Raw genomic sequence first — 13339 nt, forward strand, 5'->3', positions numbered from 1 at the left:
GACGCACCGACGCACCGACGCACCGACGCACCGACGCACCGACGCACCGACGCACCGACGCACCGACGCACCGACGCACCGACGCACCGACGCACCGACGCACCGACTAAGCCCCCACCAACTGCTTGCAGGCCTTGATCGTGTTGGCCATGAGCATGGCAATGGTCATCGGCCCCACGCCACCGGGCACCGGGGTGATGGCACGGCACTTCGGGGCCACTTCATCGAAGGCCACGTCGCCCACGATCTTGTAGCCTTTCTCGGAGCCGGGATCTTCCACGCGATTGATGCCCACGTCGATGATGACCACGCCTTCCTTGACGTGCTCGGCGCGGACAAAGTTCGGCCGACCGATGGCGGCGATGATGATGTCCGCCTCACGGGTGACTTCAGCCAGATTCTTGGTGCGGGAATGAGCCACCGTCACGGTCGCATCACCGCCTTTGCCTTTGGCCATGAGGAGCAGTGCCATGGGCTTGCCCACGATCATGCTGCGTCCCAACACCACCACCTTGGCCCCGCTGGTTTCCACACCGGCATCCAGCAGCAACCGCTGGCAGCCCGCCGGCGTGCAGGGCACAAATCCGGAGGAATCTTCCAGCGCCAGCTTGGCCACGTTCACCGGGTGAAATCCATCCACGTCCTTGCGGGGATCGATGGCCAGCACCACCGCGCTTTCGTCGATATGCTTGGGCGGTGGGCTCTGCACGAGGATGCCGTGAACGGCAGGATCCGCGTTGAGCGCAGCGATGTGCGCCAGCAATTCCTCTTGAGTTGTCTCGGCCGGCAGTTCCAGTTTCACCGAGTGCAGCCCCAGATCCCGGCACTTCTTGTCCTTGCTGCGCACATAGGCGCGGGACGCGGGGTCATCCCCCACCAGCACCACGGCGAGCCCGGGCTTGTGCCCCAGAGCGGCCAGGGCGGCGATGTCCTGCTGGCACTCCGCCAGCACCTTGGCGGCCACTTCAGATCCTTTGATCAACTGCATGAGTGTCCCTAGCACGCGCCAGGCTGGGCGGCAAGTGCCGGGGCGGGAAATGGGGAATGCCGTCAATTTCAGCACAACTCAGAATGCCCTGAGCCGACTAAAGTCGGTACTCCAACACTGAGGTCTTTCCGCAATGCAACGCACTGGGTATTTGTGACCCGACCGTCCCGCATGCGGGACGGAACTCCAACTCTCTCCGTTCCGCCAGCAGGGTTGGAGTTCCGCGTTTACGCGATCACTCCACTCCAGCCCATGATTTCCCATTCACCAAGAGATTACCTCGAACCCCAACTGACGCACTGACGCACTGACGCACTGACGCACTGACGCACTGACGCACTGACTTACCTCACCGACTCACCGAAAAACTCTCGCGTCCCCTCTCGCATGATCCGCTCCAGCTCAGCCCGCTGTGCTTCGCACTCCTCCTCGGTCATCCGCCGGGGAACTGTAAACGGCTCCGCGAATTCGATCTCCACGCTGGAAAAAGGCAGGGGCAACTGGAATCCGTCCCAGGTCTTAAAGGTGAAGGCCTTGTCGTAGCGGATGTGCACCGGCATGAGCTTGCCACCGGTGAGCTGGGCGAGCTTGATCACGCCCATGTTCATATGGTATTTCGGCCCGCGAGGTCCATCTGGAGTGATGCCGATGTCATGGCCGGTCTTCACATAGTGAGCCAGCTCCACCATGGCCTGCGCACCCCGCTTGGAGCTGGATCCGCGCACCGGCTTGAGACCAAAGTCCGAGCATGCCTCGGCAATGATCTGCCCATCCCCACTGGGGCTGGTGAGGAAGGCTCCCTCCTGACCGGGAATCAAGTTCTGCCGCAGCCAGGGAATGAGGAACATGCGGTTGTGCCAGAACACCCAGATGTGCCGCTCATCCGTCGGGTAGGCCATGCCAGCCCGGTTGATGATGCGGTACTTCAGGGTGTTGCCGATGGCACGGATCAACCATGCCACCGGGCGTCCGGGATTCTTGAGCCTTATCTTTGCCACGCGATTCTCTACGAGTGAAACCTCGCCAAGGCTAGAGGTATTCCACCTCGTGCAGGCGCCGGGTCAGGCCCGTGAATTTCTCCAGCTGCGCATCGTAGAAGGCCACCGCCTCCGGCTCCGGCTTGCAGCGGGTGCTCTCGTCCAGCGTGACAAGGCGGTCCGTTAGTTCCTGATACTTGCTCACCTTCCCCTGCTGCTTGAGCAGTGCGAAGGCTGCCTGGATGGCGGAGCCAAGGGCAGCGCCTTCTGCGGTGGCCAGGGTAACCACTTCCGCATTGAAGACATTGGCCGCGATCTGACGCCACACGGCGCTCTGGCTGCCCCCGCCGGTGAGACGGATCTCACTGGGTGACAGGCCGAGTTCGCGGAAACGCTTCAACCCGTAGGCGAGGCCGAGGGTGGCCCCTTCCACGGCGGCGCGGGCCAGGTTGGCCGGGCTCATGTTCGTGGTGCGCAGTCCATGGAGCACGCCCGTGCCGTTGGGCAGGTTCGGCGTGCGCTCCCCGTTGAGGTATGGCAGGAAGATCACTCCATCTGCTCCCACCGGAGCGCTGGCCACCGCAGCCTCGAGCTGCGGAATCGTCCAGCCGAACATCTCGCGGATCTGCTCTGTCACCACCGTCACGTTCATGGTGCACACCAGCGGCAGCCACTGGTCGGTGCTGTCGCAGAAAGCCGCCACCTCGCCCTGGCCATCCACCACGGGCGAATCCGCCACGCCGTAGAGCGTGCCACTGGTGCCGAAGCTGGCAGTGATCACACCGGGCTTCACGTTGCCGGTGCCGATTGCGCCCATCATGTTGTCGCCCCCACCGGCACTGATGATGACGCTCTCGCTGAGGCCCCATTGTTTGGCCAGATCCGGGCGGAGGGTCCCGTGCACCTCATTGGAGGAGCCCACTGGAGGGAGCATGTCGATCAAGCGTGGATCGATGAAGTCGGCCAACTCCTTGGACCACTCCCTCGTCCGCACATCCAGCAGGGCCGTGCCGCTGGCATCGCCGTACTCCATGCGCTTCACCCCGCTGAGCCAGAAGTTGATGTAGTCATGCGGCAGCAGGATGGTCTTCACCTTGTCAAAATTCTGCGGCTCATTCTGCTTCAGCCAGAGGATCTTGGGTAGGGTGTAGCCGGGCAGCATGGCATTCCCAGCCAGGGAAATGCAGCCTGGTTGCCCGCCGAACTCGTGGGCGATCTGCGCGCACTGCTCTTGGGTGGAGGTGTCACACCACAGTTTGGCGGGGCGCACCACCTGATTCTCCCCATCCAGTACCACCAGACCGTGCTGCTGGCCGCTCACGCCGATGCCCGCCACCTTGGACCGCTCGGCCCCCAACTGGTCCAGACAGTCCGTGATGCAGCCGTTGATGGCATCGATCCAGTCCTGCGGATGCTGCTCCAGATGGCCCGCTGGCAGACCGGGGATCAGGTCATACTCCCGCTTCGCGTGGGCAACAATCCGACCGGTTTCAAATTCCAGCACGATCGCTTTGGAGCTCTGGGTGCCGCTGTCGATGCCGAGGTAATAGGTGGACATGGAAGTGAGGTGAGGAAATGAAAAAGAGAGACGAATCGTGCCTATAGCGGGGTCTTTTACCGCCCGCCATGAAATCTTATCTAATACGATTGTTTCATCTCGTCCAGTCCACCAAACGGTCCTTGCCCGTATTCCAGTTCTACCCTATTCCTCAAGGCCATGGTCACCAAACTTCTTCATACCCGCTATCGTGTCGCCGATTTGGACAAGACGATCTCCTTCTACAAAGACGTCCTGGGCCTGGAAGAAGTAAGGCGTCACAAGTCCCCGCGAGGCTCTGAGCTCGTCTTCTTGAAAACACCCGGCAGTGAGGAACTGCTGGAGATCTGCTGCTATCCCGCCAGCGGCCCCGTAGTGGTGGGGCCAGACCTCACACACCTCGCCTTCCAGGTGGATGACCTTGAGGCGTTTGCCAAGCATGCCGCTGAAAAGGGCTACCCGCTTTCAGACGGTCCCACCCAGAGCTCCAGCGGCAAATTTGCGTTCATCGATGCCCCTGAAGGCTACGAGATCGAGCTGATCCAGTACGGTTCCTAAACCGCAGCGGGTTTACCCTGCCAGACGGTTGTTGAAAAACTGCCAGACCGCCGTCTGAAATGTCACATTTGTATGAGAAAGACCCGGTGGGGCGCATTGCCGCCACCGGGCTGTTCTGGGGGATTCATCTGCCGCCCGACCTGCATAGAGCGCAGGTCTAGCGCACGGTCGTGGTTTCTGTGGTCGTCACCGAACGGCGCGCCGGGCTATGATAGGTCGTCACGTTGCCCGTCGTGGTCGTGACCGGGCTTACTGTCGTACGGACAGTTTCCGTCGTCGTCTGGGTGGACACGGTCGGCGGAGGAGGCGGAGATTCGCAACTGCTCAGTGCCAGGGCGGTTCCCAGGGTCAGGGCCGAAAGAATGAGTTTCATGGGTATCAGGGTTTGAATTCCGGCCGCCCCGGGTGGGGCTGCCACTCTCATCCCTTTCTAGCGATGAACATGCCACGCCACTCGCCCCGACATAATTCATTCACTCTGAGCACCTTTGATAGTACATTCCAATTTCTTCACGCCTCTTCCTCTTGCTGAATGCAACGATGACCTCACCCTTCTGAGCAAGTTGCACGACAGGGTTTCAGTTTTGGGACCGTTGTAAATCTCCCGCCCGCCCGGAAGCGCCCTCACCGCTGCCAGCGGCTGTGCCTTGCTTTTTCAGCTCCTAGACCTGCCCATGCCCTACTGCACCACCCTCTCACGAATCGCCCTCTTAGGGGCGTCCTGCCTGACGGTCGCGACGGCCCTGCCCGTTTTCGCGGCGGGAGACTTCCCGGTCCCTCCAGACAATCAACCCCTCACGGTTCCCTTCCCGACCCCGGAGGAGTCCCTCAAGAAGCTGAACCTCCCGCAGGGCTTCAAAGCCTCGCTCTTCGCAGCGGAACCCGACATCAACAATCCCATCGCCTGCTGTTGGGATGAGAAAGGCCGCCTCTGGGTCGCGGAGAACTTCACTTACTCCGACAGCAAAGAGCGCTACGACATGAAGCTGCGGGACCGGATCCTCATCTTCGAGGACACGGACAACGACGGAAAGTTCGACAAACGCACCGTGTTCTCGGACGACGTCCAGATGCTCACCAGCATCGAGCGCGGTCTGGGCGGCGTCTGGGCCGTGTGCCCGCCCCACCTGCTCTTCATCCCGGACAAGGACGGCGATGACAAACCCGATGGCCCACCGCAGGTCATGCTGGACGGCTTCAGCACCCAGGCCGCGAGCCGCCACACCTTTGCCAACGGCCTCAAGTGGGGTCCCGATGGCTGGCTCTACGGCCGCTGTGGCATCAGCAGCACCTCCTATGTAGGCACGCCGGAGACTCCCACGGAGAAGCGCCAGGGCATCGCCGGCGGTCTGTGGCGCTATCAGCCCGGGCAGAAGAAGTTTGAGATCGTGTGCTACGGCACCACGAACCCCTGGGGACATGACTGGACCGCCACGGGCGACCTCATCTTCATCAACACCGTCATCGGCCACCTCTGGCACGGCATTGATGGAGCGCACCTCAAGCGCATGCATGGGCAGGATCTCAATCCCCGGGCCTACCAGCTCATGGACCAGATCGCTGATCACTACCACTGGGACACCGGCAAGAGCTGGACGGACTCCCGCGGTGGCGTGGGCGTAAACGACCAGCTCGGCGGCGGCCACGCCCACGTCGGCATGATCATTTATCAGGGCACCAACTGGCCCAAGGAATACCGCGACAAGGTTATGACCTTAAACCTGCACGGCCGCCGCATCAACGTGGAGCGTCTGGAGCGTCAGGGCAGCACCTTTGTCGGCAAGCATGAGCCCGACATCCTGAAGAGCGACGACATCTGGTTCCGCGGCGTGGAGCTCACCTACGGCCCAGATGGTGGCGTTTACCTCCTGGACTGGAGCGACATCGGCGAGTGCCATGAGAACGACGGCGTGCACCGCAACTCCGGCCGCATCTTCAAAGTGACCTATGGCGATGCCGTGAAGCCCAAGGAAACGGACGTCACCAAGCTCAGCGATGAACAACTGGTGAAACTCCAGCTCAGCGACAACGAATGGCTCGTGCGCATGGCCCGCTGGGAGCTGCGCGAGCGCGCTCACCGCGGCCAGGTGCCGGCCGTGGCCTCGCAGGTGCTCGACATCTTCAAGAACGCCCCCAACCCGGCCAAAAAGCTCAACGCCTGGTGGACCATGGGTTACGCGGGACTGCTGGGCTCGGACTCCCCTGCCGCCCAAGATGCCGTCGCCACCTTGGTGGCAGGGATGGTCAAATCCGACAGCGAGTTCCTGCGTCGTTGGGTATTGCAATCCATCATGGCTGAGGGCCCCACGCCGCGCACCGCGGGCATCCTGGCAAGCCTTGCCAAGGAAGAGGACAGCGCGTTTGTCCGCCTGCACCTGGCCTCCGCCCTGGGCCGACTGGCAGATGCCGAAAAGCCCGCCCTCGCCAACCAGCTGCTGAGCCATGCTGACGATGCCAAGGATGCGTATCTGCCGCTCATGTACTGGTACGGCATCATGGACATGCCCCCGGCAGAACTCGCCAAGCTGGCCGCTTCCTGCCAGATCCCGCTGGTGCGCCAGTTTATCGCCCGCCGCTGCACGGAGGACATCGAGACCAACCCGGCCCCGCTCAACACCCTGCTGGGCAACGTTGCCACCTCGAACTCCGCCGACATCCTGCAAGGGATGACCGACGGTCTCAAGGGCTGGGCCAAGGCGAAGAAGCCTGCCGCTTGGGATGCCTTTGCCGCCAAGGTGACAGAGGCCACCCAACAGGAACAGCTCCGTGCCCTGAGCGCCCTCTTTGGCGATGGCCGCGCACTGGACGACATCAAGAAACTGGTGCTGGATGACAAAGCCGACTTCACCTCCCGCCGCAACGCCCTGCAGTCCCTCATCGCCGCCAAGGCCGACGGCCTGCGCGAGGTGTGTGAGAAGCTGCTCAAGACCCGCGACCTGAACATGACCGCCGTGCGCGGTCTGGCGCTGTATGATGACGAGAAGATCGGCGAGTCCCTGGCCAAGAGCTACCGCAGCTTCTACCCCAACGAACAGCCTGCGGTGATGGACACCCTCACCTCCCGGGCGAACTTCGCCAAGGCCATGCTGCGGCAGGTGGGCACCGCCCCCAACCAGATCCCCCGGAAGGACATCACCCCCTATCAGGCCCGGCAGATACGCAGCTTCAAGGACGCTGCACTGGACAAGCAACTCACCGAAGTGTGGGGCGATATCCGCGAGTCCAGCGCCGACAAGCAGCAGCTCATCGCCGCCCTCAAGGGCAAGCTGACCAAGGAGCTCGTCTCCAAGGCAGATGCCAGCGCTGGGCGCGTGATCTTCAACCAGGTGTGTGCCGCCTGTCACAAGCTCTATGGCGAGGGCAACCTCATTGGCCCCGACCTCACCGGCAGCGGCCGCAAGGACGTGAACTACCTCATCGAGAACATCGCGGACCCCAGCGCCACGCTGGCCGCCGACTACAAGATGTCCGTGGTGAACCTCAAGGATGGCCGCATCCTCAGTGGCAACATTGCCGCCAAGACCGACCGCACGCTTACCATCAAGATGGTGGGCCAGGAGCAGGTCGTGGAGCGCGGAGACATCACCAGCATCCAGGAACTGCCCGTGTCCCTGATGCCGGAGGGTCTGATGCTGGCGCTGTCAGATGAGCAGGTGCGCAACCTCATGGCCTATCTGACGAGCGACTCCCAAGTGGCGCTGCCAGGGCAGTAGGAGGAAATAAAAAAAACTTCAAAATTCAAACGCCAAACTTCAAAGGACCCCGGGAGGCAACTTCCGGGGTTTTTTGTTGGTTGAGGGGAGGCGCGGGCACACCGTTCCGGTCAGAGTCTCCCGGCCTACAACACGCCGACCGCCTGCGCGTTGGCGCAATAGGGAGCGGGCCATCCAGTCAGCACCCCCGGAACCTCGCTCTCTGCGACACCATCGACACCCTTTTTGGAGGTTCACAGAAAAAGAGAGGGGGTATTTTTTGGGGTAAGTTGTAAAAAGGGTGTCGATGGTGTCGCAGAATACCTGTTCACAGACGCCCCTGTGGCTGACGACCTAAGGGAAACCGCCCAAGCCCCACGCTCGGGGTGGCCACCAAGGCACCAACCGTCCACGCGCTCAGTCGAAGTTCTTCCTCGAAGAGGATGGGGCCACAAGCCCAACGTTGACGAGCTTCCAGCGAGTCTACGTTGGGTACGGGCGTTGGCGGTTTTTACTCCGAAGGAGTTGTAGCGGTCTGGCAGTTCCTCAAATGACCTGTGCATGGGAAGCTCGGGGAGCGCACGCAGCACCTGACATCGCATCCGTCTGACGTGGAGGCGTTGAAGGCGATGGCAAGAAAGCAAATGCTGTCGGCCTTCCCACCTGATCATCCTCTGCGGAGGTACCCAGGGTTGACTCGCTTAAGGCTCGTCCAACCATTGGGCTGTGCTAGATATCCCCTTTAGGGATAAACTGCGAACTGAACCGGAGTCGGTTTCTTGGCAGGCAGCCTATGCGCTCGCGCAATAGGGAGCAGGCCATCCAGTCAGCACCCCCGGGACCTCGCTCTCTGCGACACCATCGACACCCTTTTTACAACTTACCCAAAAAAACACCTCCTCTCTTTTTCGGTGAACCTCCAAAAAGGGTGTCGATGGTGTCGCAGCGCACTGGTTCAGGCGTCTAGTCCTCACCCCCTCAAACAAAAAAGGCCGGAGGTTCGCACCCCGGCCTCTAAATTCACTCGCTAATCAGCGCGCAACCCAATCTCACTCAAATCCCTGGGACTTCATGTACTTCAGGCTCTGGGGAACCTGCTCCATGACGGAGGGGGATTCGTCTTCGATGAAATAATGTTTCACGCCCACCTTCTTGGCTGTTTCCAGCACGGCGGGGTAGTTGGTCTGGCCGGAGCCCAGCACCACATCATTTTCCAGGTCCGTCTTGCCGGACAGTGAGCCCGTGGCCACGCCCTTCTTCAGGTCCTTCAGGTGCATCAGCTTCCAGCGGTTGCTGTACTTCTCCAGCAGCTTCACCGGATCCTGGCCGGGGAACACGATCCAGAGCACGTCCATCTGATAGCTCACAAACTCCGGCTTGGTCTCGGCAAAGAGCAGGTCGAACAGAGTGCCCTCGCCATGAGGCACGAACTCATACCCGTGCGGGTGGTAGAAGAAGGTGATGCCCTCCTTCGCCAGCGCTTCCCCGGCCTTGTTGAAGACGGAGGCGGCTTCGCGACACTCTGCTTCATCGAACCCGTCCTTGTGGTCGATCCAGGCACACCCGACGTATTTCAATCCGAGCGCCTTGGCATCCTTCACCACGCCGGCGATGTCCCCCTTCAGGCGGCCAAAGGGGAAGTGGGAGCTCACGGCCTTGAGACCGCGCTTGTCCAGCTCGCCTTTGAACTGTTCCGGCGTCTGGTCATAGGTGCCAGCCAGCTCCACTTCGGTGACGCCGAAGCTCTTGACCTGGTCCAGCGTCCACGCCACACCGCGCAGCTTGAACTGGCTCCGCAGGCTGTAGAGTTGCAGGCCGGTGGTCGGCTTTTCAACGGCAACGGCAGGAGCATCGGCCGCTTGGGAGGTCAGCAAGACAGCTCCGGCCAGGAGCCCAATTGCAGAGGCAGTGAGGAGAGGCAGACTTTTCATCATGGATAGGGATCGTAGTAAAGACCCCGGATAGGCGCAAGGTTGGACTGGATTTCTGGAGATTTGCCCACGCCCAGCGCCATTGAAGCTGCGTTTCGGCAAAAACACGTTCGGAGATCGCTCGCATAGTACGTTTTAGTCTGACCCTTTCGATAGCCTCCCCATTCCCTCCCTGCTCTGAACGCTTCCATGAAACCTGCCCTGCCTCTCTTTGCCGCCCTGCTGCTTTCACTCACCTCCTCTCTCCATGCAGCAGACGCCTCCCCTGCGGACGCTCTGTGGGAAAAAGTCAGCGCCGCGAGACAGGCTCTCACCAGCCCGACCAAGCAGTTCCAGAACAAGGAGGAAGCCAAGGAGTACTACAAGACCAGCATCGCAGCCTATGACGCCGCCTACAGCGAGCTCGTGGAGAAGTTCCCCACGGACCCGCGCCGCTGGAGCGCACTGCTCTTTGAAAGCCAGACCAACAGTTCCCGCGAGGAGCTGGGCGTGCCCGTACGCGAGGGCTCCAAGGACGCCATCACCCAGATCTTGAATGCCCCAGACGCCGACAACCGCACGAAGTCTGAAGCCAGTGCCCTGCGCGTGATGCAGGATGAGACCAATGATGGCAGCACCGCCAGCGCCGCCGCCTGGGAGAAACTGGCCGCCGAGCACCTGGAGAAGTACCCGCTCTCCCCGCGCAACGCGATGATCAAGCGCCTGCTCGCCAGCAGTCAGCTCACCACCCCGTATCGTACCAAGCCTCTGGATCTGAAGTTCACGGCCCTGGACGGCCGTGAAGTGGATCTCGAAACCCTGCGGGGCAAGGTGGTGCTCATCGACTTCTGGGCCACCTGGTGCGGCCCATGTGTCGAGGAACTCCCGCATGTCACGAAAGCCTATGAAAAGTACCGCGACAAGGGCTTCGAAGTCGTCGCCATCTCCCTCGACCAGGATCGCGGTGCACTGGAGACCTTCGTCCGCCAGAACAACCTGAAGTGGCCCCAGCACTATGATGGCAAGGGCGGCGACGGGGAGCTCTGCAAGCGCTTCGGCATCGAGATGATCCCCGTGATGTGGCTCATCAACAAGCAGGGCCTCCTCGCCCAGACCAATGCCCGCGGCAAGGTCGAGAGCGAGGTCGAGCGTCTCCTTGCTGAGTAGCCCTCCGAGCTCTACTTCACTACCGCAGGCGGCACGCTGGCACCTTCCGCTGGCGCTGCCGCCTTCTTGATTTTGGCAGCAAACACTTTCCGGTCCAGGTTCGTGCTCAGCGAGGCCGCGTCCCACTTTACCGTGACGCCACCGGCAGGCACGTCCAGCCCGGCGCTCCAGAGCAGGGAGTTCAGCAAGAAACGACGCTGGCTCTCCCACCCCCAACCGATATGCAGATCGCAACCGGTGAAGCCCACACTGCGCCCGCCGTTGGGGCGCTCATAGGCCCAGGCGATCACTTCCGCCCGCCCGGCATGGCTTTTGGCATCCACCGTGGATCGCCCTGAGTCCGGTACCGCCCCTGCCAGCAGCGGGGTCACGCCCTGCGGAGCAAAGTGCAGGTTGAACAACCAGCCATCCTTGGGCGCGGCAAAGGCCTGCACCCCACGCGTGGCCGCATGGGAGGGAATGCTCTCGAAAGCCATGTCCCAGTGCCCACGAGAGCCGATGTCCTTCTGCCACACCGCTCCCAGCCAGGATTGGAACTCCTGGGCCTGGGCCGCTGGCACCTCCACGGCCTGATGCAGCATCACCAGCCCCGCCTTCTGATCCATGAGGCCTTTGATCTTCGCCCACCGGGCGGGCTCCAGCAGGGCCAGCTTGTCCCCGCCATCCATGTAGCAGAGCACGGCCTTCGCCCCGTCCAGCACCTTTTCATTCTTGGGCCAACCGTCCGCCACCAGCACCGGCCACACGCCCGGCACCTCTTTCAGCCACTGTCTCATGAGGGCACATCCGGCAAAGTACTCGTGCTGCAGCGGTTTATTGCTCGGCGTTCCGGCGATGAGGACGATCTTGGCCAGCTTGGGGTCGGGGCTATCCTCCTCCAGCGGCACCTGCTGCTGCTCAGCCGTGAGCTCAGCCTGGCCGGGGGTGGCCATGGCGAGGGCGAGTCCGGTGCAACCAGCGAGGACGAAAAATCGGGAGAAAAGTGGAATCATGAGAGGAACGGGTGCGGTGGTGGGAACATCCCTTCAACCAGCGAGAGATTGCCTTTCTGTCAGCGTTTTGTTTTTCTTGTTCGCCCACACCTTTACCCCTGCCCTTGAACCATGCCTGTGAACGCCCTGTCTTCCTTCCGTTTTGCCGCCCTTCTGCTCACCGTGGGCTATACCAGCATTCATGCGGCCACCCCGGCGGTGACCCCGCTGTTCTGGCCAGACCGGCAGGGCCCCACCAAGGATTGCCTGATCCCGGAATCCGAGGCCGCCAAACTGCCGCTGGAGTGGGACGAGGCCTCTGGCAAGGGCATTGCCTGGTCCACCCCGATCGAGGATGAAGGCCACTCCACACCCGTGATCGGTGGCGATCTCATCTGGTTCACCTCCGCCTCCAAGGACGGCCACAAGATGTTCCTCTACGCCATCAACCGGCAGGACGGGAAGATCGTGCACCACAAGCTCCTCTTTCAAAACGAAGCTCCCGAGGAACTGGGCAACCCCATCAACAACTATGCCGCCCCCTCCTGTGTCCTGGAGGAGGACGCCCTGTACGTCCACTTCGGCACTTACGGCACAGCGCGGCTCGATCCCAAAACGGGTGAAGTCGTATGGCAGCGGCGGGACATCAATGTGCGCCACTTCCGCGGCCCAGGCTCCTCACCCATCATCTATGACAACCTGCTGATCCTGACTTTTGACGGGATCGACAAACAGTTCGTCACCGCGCTGGACAAGACCACGGGCAAGACGCTCTGGACCACGAACCGGACGACCGACTACGGCGACCTCGATAAAGAAGGCAAGCCCACCCGCGACGGCGACCTGCGCAAGGCCTATGGCACCCCCTCAGTGATGAAGGTGGGCAACACGCTCCAGCTCCTCTCCGTAGGCTCCCGTGCCGCCTTCGGCTATGATCTGAACACCGGCAAGGAACTCTGGACCATCCGTCACAAGGAGTTCAACGCCTCCGCCCGCCCCCTCTCCGTGGGTAATATCGCCTACATCAACACCGGCTCGGAGCGCGCCCACCTCATGGCGGTGAAGCTCGATGACACTGCCAAGGGTGACATCACCGAGAGCCACGTGCTCTGGGACCGTGAGAAGCGCAACGCCACCCTCTCCACACCTGTAATGGTGAACGGCCACATCTTCCAGGCCACCGGCGCTGGCGTGGGCGTCTGTGTGAATCTGCAGGATGGTGCCGACATCTGGAGTGAGCGCATTTCCCCCGGCAAATTCGTCGCCGCGCCGATCGCCACCAAGGAGCGCATCTACTTCGTGAGTGATACGGGTGATGCCACGGTCATTGCTGCGAGCCCCGAGTTCAAGGTATTGGCCCGCAACAAGTTCAATGAACCCGTCACCGCCTCGCCCGCCGTGGCGGACGGAGCCATCTTCTTCCGCACCAAGACCCATCTGGTGAAAGTCGTGAAACAGTGATGCAATGGATGCCTGCGGGAGCCCCGTCCGGAACGTAGCGTAATCAACCGCCCGCCGTCGGCCGGGCCAATTCGATCA

10 protein-coding genes are annotated in these 13339 nt (G+C 61.8%); 4 read left to right on the forward strand and 6 right to left on the reverse strand.

Features of this window, described 5'->3' with window-relative positions; genetic code table 11:
- Positions 1-106 precede the first annotated feature (106 nt).
- The 3 genes from folD to xylB all read right to left on the reverse strand — a co-directional run bounded on the left by folD (position 107) and on the right by xylB (position 3523).
- The gene (gene folD, locus BV034_RS25595; protein ID WP_050029801.1) at positions 107-988 is read right to left on the reverse strand and encodes a bifunctional methylenetetrahydrofolate dehydrogenase/methenyltetrahydrofolate cyclohydrolase FolD; all 882 of its coding nucleotides are present in this window, start codon (positions 986-988) and stop codon (positions 107-109) included.
- A 344-nt stretch (positions 989-1332) separates the two neighbouring features.
- A complete protein-coding gene (locus tag BV034_RS25600; RefSeq protein WP_050029802.1) occupies positions 1333-1986 on the reverse strand; it encodes a lysophospholipid acyltransferase family protein in 654 nt (217 codons plus the stop codon).
- Positions 1987-2017: 31 nt separating this feature from the next.
- On the reverse strand, positions 2018-3523 hold the full coding sequence (xylB, locus tag BV034_RS25605; protein WP_050029803.1) for a xylulokinase: 1506 nt from the start codon (positions 3521-3523) through the stop codon (positions 2018-2020).
- 159 nt (positions 3524-3682) lie between these two features.
- Between xylB and BV034_RS25610 the strand changes: the two genes are divergently transcribed.
- Entirely contained in the window at positions 3683-4060 is a 378-nt protein-coding gene (locus BV034_RS25610; RefSeq protein WP_038171508.1) for a VOC family protein, read from the forward strand.
- Between the two features lie 157 nt (positions 4061-4217).
- Here BV034_RS25610 and BV034_RS36445 read toward each other — a convergent pair whose 3' ends face one another.
- A complete protein-coding gene (locus BV034_RS36445) occupies positions 4218-4433 on the reverse strand; it encodes a hypothetical protein (RefSeq protein ID WP_265593466.1) in 216 nt (71 codons plus the stop codon).
- Positions 4434-4734: 301 nt separating this feature from the next.
- Here BV034_RS36445 and BV034_RS25615 point away from each other — a divergent pair, with 301 nt between their 5' ends.
- On the forward strand, positions 4735-7773 hold the full coding sequence (locus tag BV034_RS25615; protein ID WP_050029804.1) for a PVC-type heme-binding CxxCH protein: 3039 nt from the start codon (positions 4735-4737) through the stop codon (positions 7771-7773).
- 1028 nt (positions 7774-8801) lie between these two features.
- Here BV034_RS25615 and BV034_RS25620 read toward each other — a convergent pair.
- Positions 8802-9686 carry a sugar phosphate isomerase/epimerase gene (locus tag BV034_RS25620; protein ID WP_050029805.1) on the reverse strand — a complete coding sequence of 295 codons (885 nt, stop codon included), beginning with the start codon at positions 9684-9686 and terminating at the stop codon, positions 8802-8804.
- Positions 9687-9872: 186 nt separating this feature from the next.
- Here BV034_RS25620 and BV034_RS25625 point away from each other — a divergent pair, with 186 nt between their 5' ends.
- Positions 9873-10829, forward strand: coding sequence for a TlpA disulfide reductase family protein (locus tag BV034_RS25625; protein ID WP_050029806.1), 957 nt, complete (start codon positions 9873-9875; stop codon positions 10827-10829).
- An 11-nt stretch (positions 10830-10840) separates the two neighbouring features.
- Here BV034_RS25625 and BV034_RS25630 read toward each other — a convergent pair whose 3' ends face one another.
- Entirely contained in the window at positions 10841-11821 is a 981-nt protein-coding gene (locus BV034_RS25630; RefSeq protein ID WP_265593467.1) for a hypothetical protein, read from the reverse strand.
- 111 nt (positions 11822-11932) lie between these two features.
- Here BV034_RS25630 and BV034_RS25635 point away from each other — a divergent pair, with 111 nt between their 5' ends.
- Complete coding sequence (locus tag BV034_RS25635) at positions 11933-13261, forward strand: PQQ-binding-like beta-propeller repeat protein (RefSeq protein WP_050029807.1); 1329 nt, start codon at positions 11933-11935, stop codon at positions 13259-13261.
- The last annotated feature ends 78 nt before the right edge of the window (positions 13262-13339 follow it).

It is taken from the genome of Verrucomicrobium sp. BvORR034, from assembly GCF_000739635.1.
GTDB lineage: Bacteria > Verrucomicrobiota > Verrucomicrobiia > Verrucomicrobiales > Verrucomicrobiaceae > Verrucomicrobium.

Excerpts from the sequence above, each read along its gene's own strand:
- xylB (WP_050029803.1), bottom strand. The coding sequence starts at position 3,523 with ATGTCCACCTATTACCTCGGCATCGACAGCGGCACCCAGAGCTCCAAA.
- BV034_RS25615 (WP_050029804.1), top strand. The coding sequence starts at position 4,735 with ATGCCCTACTGCACCACCCTCTCACGAATCGCCCTCTTAGGGGCGTCC.
- BV034_RS25620 (WP_050029805.1), bottom strand. The coding sequence starts at position 9,686 with ATGATGAAAAGTCTGCCTCTCCTCACTGCCTCTGCAATTGGGCTCCTG.
- BV034_RS36445 (WP_265593466.1), bottom strand. The coding sequence starts at position 4,433 with ATGAAACTCATTCTTTCGGCCCTGACCCTGGGAACCGCCCTGGCACTG.
- BV034_RS25610 (WP_038171508.1), top strand. The coding sequence starts at position 3,683 with ATGGTCACCAAACTTCTTCATACCCGCTATCGTGTCGCCGATTTGGAC.
- BV034_RS25635 (WP_050029807.1), top strand. The coding sequence starts at position 11,933 with ATGCCTGTGAACGCCCTGTCTTCCTTCCGTTTTGCCGCCCTTCTGCTC.
- BV034_RS25625 (WP_050029806.1), top strand. The coding sequence starts at position 9,873 with ATGAAACCTGCCCTGCCTCTCTTTGCCGCCCTGCTGCTTTCACTCACC.
- folD (WP_050029801.1), bottom strand. The coding sequence starts at position 988 with ATGCAGTTGATCAAAGGATCTGAAGTGGCCGCCAAGGTGCTGGCGGAG.
- BV034_RS25630 (WP_265593467.1), bottom strand. The coding sequence starts at position 11,821 with ATGATTCCACTTTTCTCCCGATTTTTCGTCCTCGCTGGTTGCACCGGA.